The 17,775-nt window shown below is 70.3% G+C and carries 16 protein-coding genes; 3 read left to right on the top strand and 13 right to left on the bottom strand.

Annotated features, from left to right (window positions below; translation table 11 throughout):
- Positions 1 to 132 precede the first annotated feature (132 nt).
- The 11 genes from ACFVX4_RS16655 to ACFVX4_RS16605 form a co-directional block, all read right to left on the bottom strand.
- A complete protein-coding gene (locus tag ACFVX4_RS16655; protein WP_072483070.1) occupies positions 133 to 468 on the bottom strand; it encodes an RNA polymerase-binding protein RbpA in 336 nt (111 codons plus the stop codon).
- A 109-nt stretch (positions 469 to 577) separates the two neighbouring features.
- Positions 578 to 814 carry a preprotein translocase subunit SecG gene (gene secG / locus ACFVX4_RS16650; RefSeq protein WP_072483071.1) on the bottom strand — a complete coding sequence of 79 codons (237 nt, stop codon included), beginning with the start codon at positions 812 to 814 and terminating at the stop codon, positions 578 to 580.
- Between the two features lie 115 nt (positions 815 to 929).
- Positions 930 to 1,706, bottom strand: coding sequence for a triose-phosphate isomerase (gene tpiA, locus ACFVX4_RS16645; protein WP_266420918.1), 777 nt, complete (start codon positions 1,704 to 1,706; stop codon positions 930 to 932).
- A 6-nt stretch (positions 1,707 to 1,712) separates the two neighbouring features.
- Positions 1,713 to 2,924 (bottom strand): phosphoglycerate kinase, encoded by a 1,212-nt coding sequence (locus ACFVX4_RS16640; RefSeq protein ID WP_389977213.1) that lies wholly within the window; start codon positions 2,922 to 2,924, stop codon positions 1,713 to 1,715.
- Positions 2,925 to 3,032: 108 nt separating this feature from the next.
- Positions 3,033 to 4,043, bottom strand: coding sequence for a type I glyceraldehyde-3-phosphate dehydrogenase (gap, locus tag ACFVX4_RS16635; protein ID WP_124718312.1), 1,011 nt, complete (start codon positions 4,041 to 4,043; stop codon positions 3,033 to 3,035).
- 260 nt (positions 4,044 to 4,303) lie between these two features.
- Positions 4,304 to 5,293 carry a DNA-binding protein WhiA gene (whiA, locus tag ACFVX4_RS16630; RefSeq protein ID WP_093539665.1) on the bottom strand — a complete coding sequence of 330 codons (990 nt, stop codon included), beginning with the start codon at positions 5,291 to 5,293 and terminating at the stop codon, positions 4,304 to 4,306.
- Entirely contained in the window at positions 5,284 to 6,318 is a 1,035-nt protein-coding gene (yvcK, locus tag ACFVX4_RS16625) for a uridine diphosphate-N-acetylglucosamine-binding protein YvcK (RefSeq protein ID WP_266420905.1), read from the bottom strand. The genes whiA and yvcK overlap by 10 nt, the downstream gene beginning before the upstream one ends.
- Entirely contained in the window at positions 6,315 to 7,304 is a 990-nt protein-coding gene (gene rapZ / locus ACFVX4_RS16620; protein ID WP_266420903.1) for an RNase adapter RapZ, read from the bottom strand. The genes yvcK and rapZ overlap by 4 nt, the downstream gene beginning before the upstream one ends.
- Positions 7,301 to 9,445 carry an excinuclease ABC subunit UvrC gene (gene uvrC, locus ACFVX4_RS16615; RefSeq protein ID WP_389977209.1) on the bottom strand — a complete coding sequence of 715 codons (2,145 nt, stop codon included), beginning with the start codon at positions 9,443 to 9,445 and terminating at the stop codon, positions 7,301 to 7,303. The genes rapZ and uvrC overlap by 4 nt, the downstream gene beginning before the upstream one ends.
- Positions 9,446 to 9,564: 119 nt before the next feature.
- Positions 9,565 to 10,458: a hypothetical protein gene (locus tag ACFVX4_RS16610; RefSeq protein ID WP_389977206.1), complete on the bottom strand. Its 894-nt coding sequence runs from the start codon at positions 10,456 to 10,458 to the stop codon at positions 9,565 to 9,567.
- Positions 10,459 to 10,462: 4 nt separating this feature from the next.
- Positions 10,463 to 11,095, bottom strand: coding sequence for a papain-like cysteine protease family protein (locus ACFVX4_RS16605; RefSeq protein ID WP_389977203.1), 633 nt, complete (start codon positions 11,093 to 11,095; stop codon positions 10,463 to 10,465).
- A 228-nt stretch (positions 11,096 to 11,323) separates the two neighbouring features.
- Here ACFVX4_RS16605 and ACFVX4_RS16600 point away from each other — a divergent pair, with 228 nt between their 5' ends.
- Positions 11,324 to 12,250 carry a hypothetical protein gene (locus ACFVX4_RS16600; protein ID WP_389977200.1) on the top strand — a complete coding sequence of 309 codons (927 nt, stop codon included), beginning with the start codon at positions 11,324 to 11,326 and terminating at the stop codon, positions 12,248 to 12,250.
- Positions 12,251 to 12,290: 40 nt separating this feature from the next.
- Here the strand turns inward: ACFVX4_RS16600 and ACFVX4_RS16595 are convergent, their stop codons facing one another.
- Together ACFVX4_RS16595 and uvrA are read right to left on the bottom strand one after the other, a co-directional pair.
- Positions 12,291 to 12,719, bottom strand: a complete 429-nt coding sequence (locus ACFVX4_RS16595) for a Rieske (2Fe-2S) protein (RefSeq protein WP_389977198.1) — start codon at positions 12,717 to 12,719, stop codon at positions 12,291 to 12,293.
- Positions 12,720 to 12,973: 254 nt separating this feature from the next.
- Positions 12,974 to 16,063, bottom strand: coding sequence for an excinuclease ABC subunit UvrA (gene uvrA / locus ACFVX4_RS16590; RefSeq protein ID WP_389977195.1), 3,090 nt, complete (start codon positions 16,061 to 16,063; stop codon positions 12,974 to 12,976).
- Positions 16,064 to 16,238: 175 nt separating this feature from the next.
- On the opposite strand from uvrA, the gene ACFVX4_RS16585 reads away from it, so the two are divergent.
- On the top strand, positions 16,239 to 16,928 hold the full coding sequence (locus ACFVX4_RS16585) for a maleylpyruvate isomerase family mycothiol-dependent enzyme (protein WP_389977192.1): 690 nt from the start codon (positions 16,239 to 16,241) through the stop codon (positions 16,926 to 16,928).
- A gap of 10 nt (positions 16,929 to 16,938) precedes the next feature.
- Complete coding sequence (locus ACFVX4_RS16580; protein WP_389977189.1) at positions 16,939 to 17,595, top strand: MBL fold metallo-hydrolase; 657 nt, start codon at positions 16,939 to 16,941, stop codon at positions 17,593 to 17,595.
- The last annotated feature ends 180 nt before the right edge of the window (positions 17,596 to 17,775 follow it).

Genomic DNA, 17,775 nt, shown 5'->3' with positions numbered 1-17,775 from the left:
CCTAATTGATCAGAAGGGCCGACGCGGCAATGGAGACCTGCGGCACGGCCAGGGCCTGTCCGGCCCTGATCCGCCGGACAGGCCCTGAAGCAGTCCGGCCGGGCACCTTGTGGGTGCCCGGCCGGTAAACTTCTAGATTTCGCCCCGGAGTTTCGCCAGGGCCTCGGCGAGGATGGCCTCGCCGTCCGCATCGCTGCGCCGCTCTCGTACGTACGCGAGGTGCGTCTTGTACGGCTCGGTGCGCGGCGGGTCCGGCGGGCTGTCCCGGTCCTGGCCGGCCGGGAAGCCGCAGCGCGGGCAGTCCCAAGTCTCCGGTACCTGCGCGTCACTGGCGAAGCTCGGCTGCGTCTCGTGCCCGTTCGAGCACCAGAAGGAGATGCGGAGGCGCGGCGCGGACTCGCCGCGCTCGGCCTCCCCCATCGGCCCCGCTCCGACCCGGCTTCCCCGGATCGCGTTGCCACTTGCCACGGTCGTAACTCCCTGCGTGATGGTGCTCGAAGATGCCCCAGTCTACGTAAGGCCCAACGCGCGTCCAGTGAAAGGAGTTACACCATCACCGGGAATCGCGTACGACGGGTCAGTTGTCCAGCTTGATCAGCAGGCCAAGCACAACAATGCACGCGAACCATCCCAGACCGACGACCACCGTGATCCGGTCGAGGTTCCGCTCCGCGACCGAGGAGCCGCCGACCGACGACTGCATGCCGCCACCGAACATGTCGGAGAGGCCGCCGCCCTTTCCCTTGTGCATCAGCACCAGCAGCATCAGCAGCAGGCTGAAGACGATCAGGGCGATCTCGAACGCCAAAATCACGGCTGGTCCCTACTTTCCGGAAATCCTCTGGACTGCATGTGCGAACAACGGGGGCCGGGAGGCTACACCCTCCACGGCCCCCGCAAGGGTACGACGGATCCGCGCTACCGCATACTCACTGGTCGCGGAAGCGGACGATCTTGACGAACTCGTCGGCGTCCAGCGCGGCGCCGCCGATCAGCGCACCGTCCACGTCGGGCTGCGCCATGATCGCGGCGACATTGCCGGACTTCACCGAGCCGCCGTACTGGATGCGGACGGCGTCGGCCAGCTCCTGCGAGTACAGCTCGGCCAGCCGGCGGCGGATCGCTCCGCAGACCTCTTGGGCGTCCTCGGGGGTGGCGACCTCGCCGGTGCCGATGGCCCAGACCGGCTCGTACGCGATCACGATGGACTCGGCCTGCTCGGCCGGTACGTCCTTCAGACCGCCGTCGAGCTGCGCGAGGGTGTAGGAGACCTGGTCACCGGCCTTGCGGATGTCCAGGCCCTCGCCGACGCAGAGGATCGGGGTCAGGCCGTGCTTGTACGCGGCCTTCACCTTGGCGTTGCAGATCTCGTCGTTCTCACCGTGGTACTGGCGGCGCTCGCTGTGGCCGACGGCGACGTAGGTGCACCGCAGCTTGGCGAGCATCGGGCCGGAGATCTCACCGGTGTACGCGCCGGAGTCGTGCGCCGAGATGTCCTGGGCGCCGTACTTGATCTTCAGCTTGTCGCCCTCGACCAGGGTCTGCACGGAGCGCAGGTCGGTGAAGGGCGGCAGGACGGCGACCTCGACGGTGTCGTAGTCCTTGTCGGTCAGCGCGAAGCCGAGCTTCTGGGTGTGTGCGATGGCCTCGAGGTGGTTGAGGTTCATCTTCCAGTTGCCCGCCATCAGCGGGGTACGAGTGGTCATGAAAGGTCAGTCCTCCAGTGCGGCGAGGCCGGGAAGCGTCTTGCCCTCGAGGTATTCGAGGCTGGCACCGCCACCGGTCGAGATGTGTCCGAATGCGTTCTCGTCGAAGCCCAGGGTGCGGACGGCCGCGGCGGAGTCGCCGCCGCCGACGACGCTGAAGCCCGAGGAGTCGACGAGGGCCTGGGCGACGGCCCGGGTTCCCTCGGCGTAGTCGGGGTGCTCGAAGACGCCCATGGGACCGTTCCAGAAGACGGTGGCGGCGTCGGCGAGCTTCGATGCGTACAGCGTGTTGGTCTCGGGGCCGTTGTCCAGGCCGATGAACCCGGCCGGGATGGCGTCCGCGGGCACGGTGCGGTGCTCGGTCGGGGCCTTGGCCTTGAGGTCCGGGAACTGCGCGGAGACCACGACGTCGACGGGGAGCACGAACTCCACGCCCTTGTCCTCGGCGCGCTTGAGGTACTCCAGCACCGCCGGGATCTGGTCCTCCTGCAGGAGCGAGCTGCCGACCTCGTGGCCCTGGGCCTTGAGGAAGGTGTACGCCATGCCGCCGCCGATCAGGATGCGGTCGGCGCGCTCCAGGAGGTGGTCGATGACGCCGAGCTTGTCGGAGACCTTGGAGCCGCCGAGCACCACGGCGTACGGACGCTCGACGTTCTCGGTGAGCTTCTTCAGGACGCCGACCTCGGTGGCGATCAGGTCACCGGCGGCGTGCGGCAGCCGGGCCGGGAGATCGAAGACCGAGGCGTGCTTGCGGTGCACGGCTCCGAAGCCGTCGCCCACGTACAGGTCGGCGAGCTCGGCGAGCTGATCGGCGAAGGCGCCGCGCTCGACGTCGTCCTTGGACGTCTCGCCGGGGTTGAAGCGGAGGTTCTCGATGACGGCGACCTCGCCGTCCCCCAGCGCGGCGACCGTGGCGCGGGCGGACTCGCCGACCGTGTCGGTCGCGAAGGCGATGTCCGTGCCGATGAGTTCACCGAGGCGGGCGGCGGCGGGCGCCAGGGAGAAGGCCGGGTCCGGAGCGCCCTTGGGGCGGCCCAGGTGCGAGGCGACGACGACCCGCGCGCCGGCCGCGACGAGCTTCTCCACGGTCGGCTGGACGGCGCGGATGCGGCCGTCGTCGGTGATGGTGGTGCCGCTCAGCGGCACGTTGAGGTCGGCGCGGACGAATACGCGCTTGCCGGTGACCCCTTCGGCGATCAGTTCGTCGATCGTCTTCATCTTGCTGAACTCCTTGGAGGGCGGGAGAGCATGCGACGGGGCTCGAACGGCGCGGCGTTGCGCTGTTCGAGCCCCGTGCTCACATCGAGGTGCCTGCCGGTCCGACGGTCAGAGCTGGTTGCCGACGAAGACAGTCAGGTCGACGAGGCGGTTGGAGTAACCCCACTCGTTGTCGTACCAGCCGAGGATCTTCACCGACTTGCCCTCCTGAACCATCGTCAGCGAGGAGTCGAAGGTGCAGGACGCCGGGTCGCCGACGATGTCCGAGGACACGATCGGGTCCTCGGTGTAGTACAGGATGCCCTTGAGGTCGCCGTCGTCCGCGGCCTTCTTGAACGCGGCGTTGACCTCGTCCTTGGTGACCTCGCGCTGCAGCTCCACGACCAGGTCGGTGGCCGAGCCGGTCGGGACCGGGACGCGCATGGCGATGCCGTCCAGCTTGCCCTTCAGCTGCGGGAGCACCAGGGCGGTGGCCTTGGCGGCACCGGTGGTGGTCGGGATGATGTTCTCGGCGGCGGCGCGGGCGCGACGCAGGTCCGAGTGCGGGAAGTCCAGGATGCGCTGGTCGTTCGTGTACGCGTGGACCGTCGTCATGAGGCCCTTGACGATGCCGAAGTTCTCGTCCAGAACCTTGGCCATCGGCGCGACACAGTTGGTCGTGCAGGAGGCGTTGGAGATGACGTGGTGGTTGGCCGCGTCGTACTTGTCCTGGTTGACGCCCATCACGATGGTGATGTCCTCGCCCTTGGCCGGAGCCGAGATGAGGACCTTCTTGGCGCCGCCGGCGATGTGCTTCTCGGCGTCGGCCTTCTTCGTGAAGATGCCGGTCGACTCGATGACGATGTCGACGCCCAGCTCACCCCAGGGGATGTCGGCCGGGTTGCGCTCGGAGAGCACCTTGATCGTGTGACCATCGACGGTGATGGTATCGGCGGTGTGGCTGACCTCTGCCTTGAGACGACCCAGGATGGTGTCGTACTTCAGCAGGTGGGCCGTGGTCGCGGTGTCACCCAGGTCGTTGACAGCCACGATCTCGATGTCCGCACCCTGCTCCAGCAGCGCGCGGAAGTAGTTACGACCGATGCGGCCAAAGCCGTTGATGCCTACGCGGATCGTCACGAACCGATCTCCTCGTTAGGTACGCGGGGCTTTCACCCCGGCGAGTTGTATGAGATGTCCCCGACCGCCTACGACCCTACCTCTCCGACGGCCCCGGGGTGACATCGAGCGGGGCCGTAAGAACCGCCGAGGCCCGTACTCCTCGGTAGGAGTACGGGCCTCCGAACACTCGGCCGTATACGCAGCGGAAATTACGCAGCGTCAACATCCCGTGGAGCGCCGTGCGTCCCGGATCCGGCCGGATTCACCGCCGTCGCGGGTCAGCCCACCAGGCCGTCGGCGAGCTCCTCGCTGAGGGTGGATTCGGTGCCCGGGATCCCCAGGTCCTGGGCCCGCTTGTCGGCCATCGCCAGCAGTCGGCGGATCCGGCCGGCGACCGCGTCCTTGGTCAGCGGCGGGTCGGCGAGCGCGCCCAGCTCCTCCAGGGACGCCTGCTTGTGCTCCATGCGCAGCCGGCCGGCGGCCGCGAGGTGCTCGGGCACCTCCTCGCCCAGGATCTCCAGCGCGCGCCCCACCCGGGCGCCCGCGGCGACCGCGGCCCGCGCGGAACGGCGCAGATTGGCGTCGTCGAAGTTGGCCAGGCGGTTGGCGGTGGCGCGGACCTCGCGGCGCATCCGCCGCTCCTCCCAGGCCAGCACCGAATCGTGGGCGCCCAGCCGGGTGAGCAGGGCGCCGATCGCGTCGCCGTCGCGGACGACGACCCGGTCCACCCCGCGCACCTCGCGGGCCTTGGCCGCGATGGAGAGCCGGCGGGCGGCGCCGACCAGGGCGAGCGCCGCCTCCGGGCCGGGGCAGGTCACCTCCAGGGAGGAGGACCTGCCCGGTTCGGTCAGCGAGCCATGGGCCAGGAAGGCACCGCGCCAGGCGGCCTCGGCATCGCAGGTGGCCCCCGAGACCACCTGCGGGGGCAGGCCCCGGATGGGACGGCCGCGGCCGTCCACCAGACCGGTCTGGCGGGCCAGCTGGTCGCCGCCCGCCACGACGCGCACGACGTAGCGGGAGCCGCGCCGCAGCCCGCCGGGCGCCATCACGATCAGCTCCGAGCTGTGCCCGAAGATCTCGAGAATGTCCCGCTTCAGCCGGCGCGCCGCCATCGAGGTGTCCAGCTCCGCCTCGATCACGATCCGGCCGCTCACCAGGTGCAGTCCACCCGCGAACCGAAGAATCGCCGAGACCTCTGCTTTTCTGCAGCAGGTCCGGGTCACGGGAAGCCGGGAAATTTCGTCCTTCACCGCCGGCGTCATCGCCATGGGCCGATCCTTCCATGCATCCGAAAAATACGGTCGTACGCGGCGGCCAACAGCTCCGGATCATGAATCGGAACGCCGTCGGGTGAGGCCACCGGCGCCAGCTCGACCGCGGCGCCGAGCCGCTTGGCGGCATCGGCGAGGGACTCACGATCGGGCACGGCGGCTTCGTCGGCCAACACCACGTCCAGGGCGAGTTTAGGGGCGTGTCGTCCCAAAACCTCCAAATGACGCTGCGGGGAGAAGCCATCAGTTTCACCGGGTTGCGGTGCGAGGTTGAGCGAGAGGACCTTGCGGGCCTTGGTTTCGACGAGCGCGTCGAGCAGTTCGGGGACGAGCAGGTGCGGGATCACGGAGGAGAACCAGGACCCCGGGCCGAGCACCACCCAGTCGGCGTCGAGGACCGCGGCGACGGCCTCGGGGACGGCCGGCGGGTCGTGCGGGACGAGGTGGACGGACTGCACCTCGCCGGGGGTGAGCGCCACGGTGGCCTGTCCGCGCACGGTGTCCACGTCGTCCGGGCGGGCCGGGTCGTGTCCCCGGACGAGCGCCTGGAGCTCCAGCGGCACGGCGGACATGGGCAGCACCCGGCCGTGCGCCCCGAGGAGCCTGCCGACCAGGTCGAGAGCCTGTACATGGTCGCCGAGCTGCTCCCAGAGGGCGACGATCAGCAGATTGCCGACCGCGTGCTCGTGCAGATCGCCCTTGGACTGGAAGCGGTGCTGGATCACCCGGGCCCAGGTCTGGCCCCAGTCGTCGTCACCGCACAGGGCGGCGAGCGCCTTGCGCAGGTCGCCGGGCGGCAGGACGCCGAGCTCCTCGCGGAGCCGGCCGCTGGAGCCGCCGTCGTCGGCGACGGTGACCACGGCGGTGAGATCGCCGGTGATCCGGCGGAGCGCCGCGAGCGACGCGGACAGGCCCATGCCGCCGCCGAGGGCGACGACCTTGGGCTGCGCGCCGCGCTTGCGGCCGGACAGCGCAGAGGTGGCCCTGCGCAACCGCCGCAGGCGCAGATTGCGGCTGGTCACTCGCGCCCCATGTCCCGGTGGACGAGGACGGTCTCGATGCCTTCGGTCGCGAGCCGGGCCGCCAGCTTCTCGGACATGGCGACCGAACGGTGCTTGCCGCCCGTGCAGCCGACGGCGATCGTCACATAGCGCTTGCCCTCGCGGCGGTACCCGGCGGCGATGAGCTGGAGCAGCTCCGTGTACTGGTTGAGGAACTCCTTGGCGCCGGGCTGGTCGAAGACGTAGGCGGAGACCTCCTCGTTGAGCCCGGTGAACGGGCGCAGCTCGGGGACCCAGTGCGGGTTGGGCAGGAAGCGGCAGTCGACCACCAGGTCGGCGTCGACCGGCAGGCCGTACTTGAAGCCGAACGACATCACCGTGGCGCGCAGCTCCGGCTCCTCGTCGCCGGCGAACTGGGCGTCCATCTTGGCGCGCAGTTCGTGCACGTTGAGGCTGGACGTGTCGATCACCAGGTCGGCGTCGCCGCGGAGCTCGCGCAGCAGGTCGCGCTCGGCGGCGATGCCGTCGACGATCCGGCCGTCGCCCTGGAGGGGGTGCGGGCGGCGGACCGATTCGAAGCGGCGGACGAGGGCGTCGTCGGAGGACTCCAGGAAGACGATCCGCCGGGTGACGTGCTTGGCCTCCAGGTCGGCGAGGGATTCGCGGAGGTTGTCGAAGAAGCGGCGCCCGCGGACGTCGACGACGACGGCGATCCGCGCCACGTTGCCCTGCGAGCGGGCGCCGAGCTCGACCATGGTGGGAATCAGGGCGGGCGGCAGGTTGTCGACGACGAACCAGCCGAGGTCCTCCAGACACTTGGCCGCCGTGCTGCGCCCGGCGCCCGACATCCCCGAGATGATCACCAGCTCGGGAATGGCCGCATTCCCGTCGCTCGTCTCGATCGTGGTGCCCGTACTCACGTGTCCTGCTCCGTCTGCTCGGTCGGTACCGTCGTGCTCGACTTCTTGCTCGCGCTCGGCTTCGTGTTCGTTTTCACGCTCGGTCATGTCGTGCTGCCCCCGTCGTCCTCTTCAATGATCTCTCCTGTCGCCGTGTTCACGGCGGGCGTGGCCGGGGCGGCCGAGGCGAGGGCGACAGCCACTGATTCCGCCGTCCTGCGGCCTATCCCCGGAACCTCGCAGATCTCGTCGATTGTCGCCTGCTTCAGCTTCTTCACGGAGCCGAAATGCTTGATCAACGCCTGTTTCCGGGTTTCGCCGAGACCGGCGACGGCGTCCAGGGGGCTGGAACGGATGCGTTTGGCCCGCTTGGCGCGCTGATAGGTGATCGCGAAGCGGTGGGCCTCGTCGCGGACGCGCTGGAGGAGATAGAGGCCCTCGCTGGAACGGGGCAGGACGACGGGGTCGTCGTCATCGGGCAACCAGACCTCTTCGAGGCGCTTGGCGAGGCCGCAGACGGCGATGTCGTCGATCCCCAGCTCGTCGAGGGCCCGCTTGGCCGCGGCGACCTGCGGCTGGCCGCCGTCGACCACGACGAGCTGCGGCGGATAGGCGAACCGCTTGGGACGCCCGTCGTCCTCACGGGGCTCGGCATCCGGATCGGGGACGGCGTCCGTATCGGGGACGACGTCCGTATCGGGGACGACGTCCGGGTCGGTCGGGGCCGCCGGATCGGTCGAGGCCGCCAGGTCGGTGGGGGCCGCCGGGTCGGTCGGGGCCGCCGGGTCGGTCTGCGGTGCCGGGACCGGTCCGGTCGGGGCGGGGGTCTCCTCCCACTCCCCCGTCCGTTCCTTGTCCTGCAGATACCGCTTGAAGCGGCGGCCGATCACCTCGTGCATCGACCGGACGTCGTCCTGGCCCTCGAAGCCCTTGATCTGGAAGCGGCGGTACTCGCTCTTGCGGGCGAGGCCGTCCTCGAAGACGACCATGGAGGCGACCACATCGTCGCCCTGGAGGTGCGAGATGTCGAAGCACTCGATGCGCAGCGGGGCGGTGTCGAGGCCGAGCGCCTCGGCGATCTCCTCCAGGGCGCGGGAGCGGGTGGTCAGGTCGGAGGCGCGCTTGGTCTTGTGCAGCCCCAGGGCCTGCTGGGCGTTGCGCTGGACCGTCGTCATCAGGTCCTTCTTGTCGCCGCGCTGCGGGATGCGCAGGCTGACCTGGGAGCCCCGGCGGCCGGCGAGCCACTGGGAGACCGCGTCCGGGTCCTCGGGCAGGGCCGGGACGAGGACCTCCTTGGGGACGGAGTCGCCCGTCTCCTCGCCGTACAGCTGCTGGAGCGCGTGCTCGACCAGACCCGAGGTGTCGACGTTCTCGACCTTGTCGGTGACCCAGCCGCGCTGGCCGCGCACCCGGCCGCCGCGCACATGGAAGATCTGGACGGCGGCTTCGAGCTCGTCCTCGGCGACCGCGATCAGGTCGGCGTCGGTGGCGTCGGCCAGGACGACGGCGCTCTTCTCCATGGCCCGCTTGAGGGCCTCCACGTCGTCGCGGAGCCGGGCCGCGCGCTCGTACTCCATCTCCTCGGCCGCCGCCATCATGTCCTTCTCCAGGCGGCGGATGTACGTACCGGTCCGGCCGGCCATGAAGTCGCAGAAGTCGTCGGCCAGTTCGCGGTGTTCCTCGGGGGTGACGCGGCCGACGCAGGGGGCCGAGCACTTGCCGATGTAGCCGAGGAGGCACGGGCGGCCGGTCCTGGCGGCGTTCTTGAAGACTCCGGCGGAGCACGTACGCACCGGAAAGACCCTCAGCATCAGGTCGACCGTCTCGCGGATGGCCCAGGCGTGCCCGTAGGGACCGAAGTAGCGCACGCCCTTCTTCTTGGCTCCGCGCATGACCTGGACGCGCGGGAACTCCTCGTCGAGCGTGACCGCGAGATACGGATAGCTCTTGTCGTCGCGGTACTTGACGTTGAACCGCGGGTCGAACTCCTTGATCCAGGAGTACTCCAGCTGGAGGGCCTCGACCTCCGTGGCGACGACCGTCCATTCCACCGAGGCGGCCGTGGTGACCATCGTGCGCGTACGCGGGTGGAGCGCGGCCAGGTCCTGGAAGTAATTGGCCAGGCGCTGGCGCAGGTTCTTGGCCTTTCCGACGTAGATCACCCGGCGGTGTTCGTCGCGGAATTTGTAGACCCCCGGGGAGTCGGGGATCTGTCCCGGCTTGGGGCGGTAGCTGGAGGGGTCTGCCATGTGTCCCACCCTACTTGCGGGCAGTGACAGTGCGGCCGGGCCGGAGGGGGTGCCGTGCTCCGGGGCGCGGATCGCGGGAGCGCGCCCCGGAGCACGGGATCAGGGGGTGCCGCTGCCGGTCACGGGGTCTCCCGGTGGCGGCGACGGTTGCGCAGGACGGTGAGGCCGCTGAGGGCGAGCACGACGAGGGCGCCCGCTCCGGCGGCGGTCGAGGTGGCGGTCAGCACCGTGCCGGAGCCCGTGCTCGCCGCGACCGTGCGGGATTCCCGGCTGCCGGGCGCGGGGGTGGTGGACGGGGAGTAGCCGCCCGCCTTGCCGGAGCGGGCGTATCCGGAGCCGGGGAGCTTGTCGCCGTAGGCGGCGCGCACCCGGGCGCGATAGGCGACCAGCGTGGTGCCCCGGGCGCCGACCGCGCGGACCGCGTCCTGGTCCAGCGGGAGCACCTTCGTCCCCTTCTGGACGTACCAGGCGTCCACCTGCGGTTCACGGAAGACCGTGCCGCCGGGCAGCTTGCGGGCGCCCGCGGCGGCGTACCTCGTCTCGTCGTCGCCGGTCGCGATGTTCACCACCTGCCAGCCGCCGTCCTTCCCTTCCTTCGGAAGGGTCCACAGCGACGCCTTCTGGCCGTCCGAGGAGACGGCCGTGCTGGCGAGGTAGTCCAGCCTCGCGACGGGCGCTCCCGGCTGCCCGGCCACGAAGTCCGGATCGAGGGTGTGTACGGGAACGGCGGCGCCCTCGATGCGTGGGGCCGCCGCCGACCTGGTGATCGTGCCCTCGCGGGCGAAGAACCGGGCCAGGGTGTCCAGGGTCGCGGCGTCGCCGGCCACCTGTCGGGCCGCCGCCAGTTCGGCCGGACCGGCGGTGGGTCCGGTGGCGGCGGCCGTCCCGGGGGCCGCGACGGTGAGCAGGGCGGCGCCGGCCAGGACGCCGGTGGCTGCCAGGGCGGCGGCCGCGGACCGGGCGGCCCGCGGGGACCGTATGCCGTGTGCGGCGCGTGCGGTCTCGTGGATCATTCCGTCACGCTCCGATCCGGTAGAGGGAGTGGGTCCAGGAGAACTCGTTGTTGTTCACGTACCAGGCGTGCGAGGCCCAGTTGTAGCGGTTGCTGGAGGGCCAGGGATCGCCCCAGTAGACCCAGCTGTTCGCGTCGTCGTACCCGTACAGGACATGCATGTGGCCGCCGCCCGCCGACCACTGGATGCGGGTCTCGACGGGGCGGCCCGCGGCGATCTCGGCCTGGACGGTGGGGTAGCGCAGCCAGCCGGTGACGTACGAACCAGGGTTGATGCCGGCCCAGTGGAGACCGTCCTGGACATTGCCGAGCGTGGCCTGCGAGTTGGGGCACTCGTAGCCCTGTGCTCGGCCGAAGGCGGCGTTGCAGAACTGGTTCTGCGAGTAGTTCCGGCCGAACCAGGTGGCGACGGTGTTGCCGGAGGCCGCCCAGCACCAGTTGGTCTTCTCCTGGGCCTGCATGGTGATGTTCAGACGCTGGGTGGCGGCGACGGAGCTGCCGGCGGTGGCGCTTCGCGCCGCGGCGGCGGGGGTGGGGTGCTGCGCCGCCGTGGCGGTCGCCGTCGGTACGGCGAGGAGTGCGGCGGCCAGGGCGGCCATGGCCGGGAGCAGTCCCGTTCGGATTCTTCGGTTACGCATGACGTTCCTCCCGGGGCGGGGGCTGTGGGATCGGAGGAGCGCGTCCGGACGCTGTCCGAGGAGCATCAACCGTTGTCGGGGACGGGTCAACACGCTTCAATGCGGGGGAACATCGCGGTGTGAACGGCGTGGCGGATACGTGAACGGCACTCCCCCGGCCACCTGCGGCACCGCCCCCACCACCGCGGTCTCCCACGCCGCGTCGTGAACGTTCACCTGGAGGACCTCATGCAGCACACCGAGGCCGAACTGGCGCAGGTGCTGCACACCGGCCCGTTCCATCTGGCACTGCGCACCGCGCTGTCGGTGCGGGGGCTGCCGCTCCAGCGGGTGCAGCACCATCTCGCGCACCGCGGGGTCAAGGTCGGGGTGACGAGCCTGAGTTACTGGCAGCAGGGGGCCAGGCGCCCGCAGCGCGCCGAGTCCCTGCGGGCCGTGAAGGCGCTGGAGGAGGTGCTGGAGCTGCCGGGGAACTCGCTCCTCCGGTTGCTGGGAACCGGGAGCGCACGACCGGAAGCCGACCGTCCGGCCGCGCGTTCGTACCGTTCCCTGATGGAGTCGTCCGGCGCCGTGGAGCGGCTGCTGGCGGCCATGGGGTCACCGGTGGACGGCGGACTGCACACGGTGGGGCATCACGAGCGGGTACGGATCGGTCCCGGCCGGGAGCTGCGGCAGCGCGAGTCGCAGCATGTGGTGCGTGCCCACCGGGACGACATCGACCGCTACCTCGCCGTCCACCGGGGCGATCCGGGCTGCGATCCGGCGCGGGTGACAGTGACGGCACGGGAGAACTGCCGGACGGGGCGGGTCCGCTGGGACCGCGGGACGGGGGTGCTCGTCGCCGAGCTGCTCTTCGACACCCGGTTGAGGGCGGGCGACACGTACCTCTTCGGCTACGGCTTCGACGACGGCACGGGAGGTCCGTGCGGCGAGTACGTGCGGGGGTTCAGCTTCGGCGGCGGGCAGTACGTGCTGCAGGTGGCCTTCGACGAGGCCGCGCTGCCGGTACGGTGCCGGCGCTTCGCACAGGTCTCGGCGGGGGCGTCGCGCGGCGCCCGTAGGGATCTCACGCTGACCGGCCGACACCGGACCGTTCACCTGGTGGAGCAGGGGGTACGGCCCGGTCTGGTCGGCATCGACTGGGACTGGGAGTGAATTCGACCGGGACCGGGAGTGGACCGGTCCGCGACCGGTGTCAGGCGTCGGGGCCCGCGATCAGCTTTCCGCCCTCGACCCTGACCGGGACCGAGGGCAGCGGCGCGGTCGCCGGGCCGCGCATGGCCTTGCCGGTCGTGGTGTCGAAGTGGCTGCCGTGGCAGGGGCACTTCCCCACGTTGTCCTCGACCTTGTCCAGCAGGCAGCCCGCGTGGGTGCACTGGGCGCTGAACGCCTTGTACTGGCCCTTGGCCGGGCAGTTCACGATGACCCGCTCGTTGCGGTAGAGCTTGGAACCGCCGACCGGAATCTCGTCCGGCGCACCGAGCTCGACGGGAGCGGTCGGCGTCGGCGTCTCGGCGTGGCCGAGCTTCGATTCGGTCGAGCAGGCGGCCACTCCCAGCCCGGCGGCACCGGCGAGAGCGGCACCCTTCAGCACGGTACGGCGGGCGGCGGGCTGGCCGGACATGCGGTCTCCACTGGTCGGAGGGGCGGATGGGCACCGGGCGCGACCGGGGCGCCGCGAGTACCAGGAGTACCGCGGGCATCGGAGCCATCAGAGCCATCGGTGACAGAACCGACGATACCGGCGGAGACCGACGGCCCTGCGGCCGGGCCACCCGAGACCGGTTGTTCCTGGTCAGCGGCTCAGCGGCTCAGCGGCGGCAGAACGCGAGCGGCGGCCCCCGGAGGTCCGGGAGCCGCCGCCGCGACGCAGGGAGGTCAGGCCTTGCGCGCGCGGGTCGCCTTCTTCGCCGCGGGCTTCTTCGCCGCGGGCTTCTTCGCCGCGGGCTTCTTCGCCGCGGCCGTCCTGGCGGTCTCGGCCGTGGTGGACTTCGCGGTCCTGCCCGCGCCTGTCCTGGCCGTGGCCGTCTTCCTCGCCGGGGCGGACTTCGCGGCGACCGCCTTCTTCGCGGCCGCCTTCCGCACCGGCTTGCGGGCCGCGGGCACCGCGGCCTCGCTCACCCGGTCCGGGTCCAGGATGCCCTGGAGGAACTTGCCGGTGTGGCTGGCCGGAACCCCGGCGACCTCCTCCGGAGTCCCCTCGGCGATGACCAGACCGCCGCCGCTGCCGCCTTCGGGGCCCATGTCGATGACCCAGTCCGCGGTCTTGATCACATCGAGGTTGTGCTCGATGACGATCACCGAGTTGCCCTTGTCGACCAGCCCGGAGAGCACCTTGATGAGCTTGCTGATGTCCTCGAAGTGCAGACCCGTGGTCGGCTCGTCCAGGACGTAGACCGTGCGGCCGGTGGAGCGCTTCTGCAGCTCGCTGGCGAGCTTCACGCGCTGCGCCTCACCGCCGGAGAGCGTCGGCGCGGACTGGCCGAGCCGCACATATCCGAGGCCCACCTCGTTGAGCGTACGGAGGTGGCGGGCGATCGTCGGAACGGCCTCGAAGAACTCCAGGCCCTCCTCGATCGGCATGTCCAGCACCTCGGCGATGGACTTGCCCTTGTAGTGGACCTCCAGGGTCTCCCGGTTGTAGCGCGCTCCGTGGCAGACCTCGCACGGGACGTACACATCCGGCAGGAAGTTCATCTCGATCTTGATGGTGCCGTCGCCGGAGCAGTTCTCGCAGCGGCCGCCCTTGACGTTGAAGGAGAAGCGGCCCGGCAGATAGCCGCGCACCTTCGCCTCCATCGTCTCCGCGAACAGCTTGCGGACATGGTCGAAGACGCCGGTGTACGTCGCCGGGTTGGACCGAGGCGTGCGGCCGATGGGCGACTGGTCGACGTGCACCACCTTGTCGACCAGATCGTCGCCGTCGACCCGGGTGTGCCGGCCGGGGACCGACTTGGCGCCGTTCAGCTCGCGTGCCAGGTGGGTGTAGAGGATGTCGTTGACCAGCGTCGACTTCCCCGAACCCGAGACGCCCGTGACGGCCGTGAGCAGGCCGAGCGGGAAGGAGACGTCGATGTCCTGGAGGTTGTTCTCCCGGGCGCCGTGCACCGTGAGCATGCGCTGCGGGTCGCCGGGGCGCCGGACGTCGGGCATCGGGATCGACTTCGCGCCGGTCAGATACTGGCCGGTGATCGACTCGCCGTTGGCCAGCAGCTCCTTTAGCGATCCGGAGTGGACCACCTTGCCGCCGTGCTCACCGGCGCCGGGGCCGATGTCGACGACCCAGTCGGCGACCTTGATGGTGTCCTCGTCGTGCTCGACGACGATGAGCGTGTTGCCCATGTCACGGAGCCGGACCAGGGTCTCGATCAGCCGGTGGTTGTCCCGCTGGTGCAGGCCGATGGACGGCTCGTCCAGCACGTACAGCACACCGACCAGGCCGGAGCCGATCTGGGTGGCGAGCCGGATGCGCTGGGCCTCGCCGCCGGACAGGGTGCCGGCCGCGCGGTTGAGCGAGAGGTAGTCGAGGCCGACGTCGACCAGGAACTTCAGCCGCTCGTTGACCTCCTTCAGCACCCGCTCGGCGATCTTCTTGTCGCGGGCGTTGAGCTTCATCCGGCCGAGGAACTCGGCGCACTCGCTGATCGACATCGCGGCGACCTGGGCGATGGACTTCTCCATCACCGTCACCGCGAGGACGATCGGCTTGAGCCGGGTGCCCTCACAGGTCGGGCAGGGCACCTCGCGCATGTAGCCCTCGAAACGCTCCCGGCTGGAGTCGCTCTCGGCGTCGGAGTGCCGCCGCTTGACGAACTGCACCGCGCCCTCGAAGGCGGGGGTGGTGTACGCGCGCTCCCGCCCGTAGCGGTTGCGGTAGCGGACCTCGGTCTGGATCTTGTGGCCGTGGAGCAGCGCCTTCTTGGCCCGCTGCGGCAGACCGGCCCAGGGGATGTCCGTACGGAATCCGAGGGCGTCGGCGAGCGCGTTGATCTGCCGGCCGAAGTACTCCTTGGTGTGGCCGTGCGACCAGGGGTGGATCGCGCCCTCGTCGAGCGACTTCTCCTCGTCGGGGACGATCAGCTCCGGGTCGACCTCCATCCGCGTACCGATACCCGTGCAGTCGGGGCAGGCGCCGAAGGGCGAGTTGAAGGAGAAGGAGCGCGGTTCGAGCTCCTCGAAGGAGAGGTCGTCGTACGGGCAGTAGAGGTGCTCGGAGTACATCCGCTCACGCTCGGGGTCGTCCTCGGGGAGGTCGACGAAGTCGAGCACGACCATGCCTCCGGAGAGCCCGAGCGCGGTCTCGACCGAGTCGGTCAGCCGGCGCTTGGCGCTGTCCTTCACCGTGAGACGGTCGATGACCACCTCGATGGTGTGCTTCTCCTGCTTCTTCAGCTTGGGCGGCTCGGAGAGCTGGATGGTCTCGCCGTCGACCCGGGCCCTGCTGTAGCCCTTGGTCTGCAGATCGGCGAAGAGGTCGACGAACTCGCCCTTGCGCTCGCGCACCAGCGGCGAGAGCACCTGGAAACGGCTGCCCTCGGGCAGGCCGAGCACCTTGTCGACGATCGCCTGCGGCGACTGGCGCGAGATGGGCCGGCGGCACTCCGGGCAGTGCGGCTTGCCGATCCGGGCGAAGAGCAGCCGGAGGTAGTCGTAGACCTCGGTGATCGTGCCGACCGTCGAGCGCGGGTTGCGCGAGGTCGACTTCTGGTCGATGGAGACGGCGGGCGAGAGTCCCTCGATGAAGTCGACGTCCGGCTTGTCCATCTGGCCGAGGAACTGGCGGGCGTACGAGGAGAGGGACTCCACGTAGCGCCGCTGGCCCTCGGCGAAAATTGTGTCGAACGCAAGGGACGACTTGCCCGACCCGGAGAGCCCGGTGAAGACGATCAGGGAGTCGCGAGGGAGGTCGAGCGAGACGTTCTTGAGGTTGTGCTCGCGAGCGCCACGGACGATGAGACGGTCGGCCACGCCGGTCCGCACCTTTCTGGAGAGAAGTGGGGGAACTGAGCCCCTGTCCCAGGGTATGGGGGGCGCCACAGCGATGTACGAAGCTTTCGACTCCGAGCGTATAGCACGCACATTCGATTTACGGACGGCCATGGACTCCTTCACCCGAATGAGTGGCGAGGCTAGGCTCAGCCTCATGATTGATCATGCGCGCGACCGGGACGCCGTACGTGAAGCAACCGACCGACTGCTCAGCGCCACCGGAAAATTGGACGCCCCCGCACTCGCCGAGCCGTCGCGGCTGCCGGGCTGGAGCCGCGGCCATGTCCTTGCGCACCTCTCTCGTAACGCCGACGCGCTCGTAAATGTTCTCCAGGGCCGGCCCATGTACGCAGACAGCGAAACCCGCGACCGCGACATCGAGCGCGACGCCCCCCGGCCGCAGGCGGAGCAGCTGGCCGACCTGACCGGGAGCGCGGACCGCTTCGTGGCCGCCGCCTCCGCCCCGGCCGACTGGTCCCGCACGGTCACCCTGCGCAACGGCGTGACGGACTCCGCCTCCCGGATCCCCTTCCGCCGCCGCGTCGAGGTCGAGCTGCACCATGTCGACCTGGGGATCGGCTACGAGCTGGAGGACCTGCCGGAGGAGTTCGTCTCCCGGGAGATCGAGTTCCTCGCCGAGCGGTTCGACGGGCACCCCGATGTCGTGTCCACGAGGCTGGCCGACGGCCGGGGACCGATCAGAACGACCGGCGGCGGCGCGGAGGGCGGCCCCGTCACGGTCCGCGGCGCGGCCCCCGACCTCCTCGGCTGGCTCTGCGGGCGCCGCGACGGGGCGGCGCTGACCGTCGAAGGCGGCCCGCTTCCCGTACTGCCCCCGCTATAGGCTGAGACGCATGACGTACAGCGGAGCGGTCAAGGTCGGCGGGCGCGCGGATGTGCACGAGCTGACGGATCTGATGATCTCCAAGGTCGCCGTCGGCCCGATGAACAACAACGCGTATCTGCTGCGCTGCCGGGCCACCGGCGAGCAGCTCCTGATCGACGCGGCCGCCGAGGCCGGGACGCTGCTGCGGCTGATCGGTGACGACGGCATCGCGTCCGTCGTCACCACCCACCGGCACGGCGACCACTGGCAGGCGCTGGCCGAGGTGGTGGCGGCCACCGGAGCGCGCACCTACGCCGGGCGGTACGACGCCGAGGGCATCCCGGTCCCGACCGACGTCCTCGTCGACGACGGCGGCACGGTCCGGGTGGGCGAGGTCTCCCTGACCGCCCGTCACCTCGTCGGTCACACCCCGGGCTCCATCGCGCTGGTCTACGACGACCCGCACGGTGCCCCGCACCTGTTCACCGGGGACTGCCTCTTCCCCGGCGGGGTCGGCAACACGCACAAGGACCCCGAGGCCTTCGCGAGCCTGCTCCACGACGTGGAGACCAAGCTCTTCGACCAGCTGCCCGACGAGACGTGGGTCTACCCGGGCCACGGCCACGACACCACGCTCGGCGACGAGCGTCCGCAGCTGCCGCAGTGGCGCGCCCGCGGTTGGTGACACCGGCCCGTACCGGGCCCGCGCGCGTGAGGTGAGCGCCGCCCGGTCGGCCACCGCCTCCCCGGACCGGGGAGCCACCGTGCGGAAGGGCACCGGGCGGGGTGGGGGACGCAACATTGCTTCCCCCCGCCGGTGTCTGGTTTTGTTCCTGGGGACGGGCGCCAGGTCTTCCTTCTCAAT

Source organism: Streptomyces sp. NPDC058240 (assembly GCF_042882135.1).
Classification (GTDB): domain Bacteria; phylum Actinomycetota; class Actinomycetes; order Streptomycetales; family Streptomycetaceae; genus Streptomyces.
The sequence above is the reverse complement of the archived record's forward strand: the minus strand, read 5'-3'. Positions and strand labels throughout refer to the sequence as shown.

Coding starts and splice junctions, on each gene's coding strand:
- tpiA (WP_266420918.1), bottom strand. CDS start 1,706: ATGACCACTCGTACCCCGCTGATGGCGGGCAACTGGAAGATGAACCTC.
- ACFVX4_RS16595 (WP_389977198.1), bottom strand. CDS start 12,719: ATGTCCGGCCAGCCCGCCGCCCGCCGTACCGTGCTGAAGGGTGCCGCT.
- ACFVX4_RS16640 (WP_389977213.1), bottom strand. CDS start 2,924: ATGAAGACGATCGACGAACTGATCGCCGAAGGGGTCACCGGCAAGCGC.
- uvrC (WP_389977209.1), bottom strand. CDS start 9,445: ATGGCAGACCCCTCCAGCTACCGCCCCAAGCCGGGACAGATCCCCGAC.
- ACFVX4_RS16605 (WP_389977203.1), bottom strand. CDS start 11,095: ATGCGTAACCGAAGAATCCGAACGGGACTGCTCCCGGCCATGGCCGCC.
- ACFVX4_RS16600 (WP_389977200.1), top strand. CDS start 11,324: ATGCAGCACACCGAGGCCGAACTGGCGCAGGTGCTGCACACCGGCCCG.
- ACFVX4_RS16610 (WP_389977206.1), bottom strand. CDS start 10,458: ATGATCCACGAGACCGCACGCGCCGCACACGGCATACGGTCCCCGCGG.
- ACFVX4_RS16585 (WP_389977192.1), top strand. CDS start 16,239: ATGATTGATCATGCGCGCGACCGGGACGCCGTACGTGAAGCAACCGAC.
- ACFVX4_RS16580 (WP_389977189.1), top strand. CDS start 16,939: ATGACGTACAGCGGAGCGGTCAAGGTCGGCGGGCGCGCGGATGTGCAC.
- whiA (WP_093539665.1), bottom strand. CDS start 5,293: ATGGCGATGACGCCGGCGGTGAAGGACGAAATTTCCCGGCTTCCCGTG.
- rapZ (WP_266420903.1), bottom strand. CDS start 7,304: ATGACCGAGCGTGAAAACGAACACGAAGCCGAGCGCGAGCAAGAAGTC.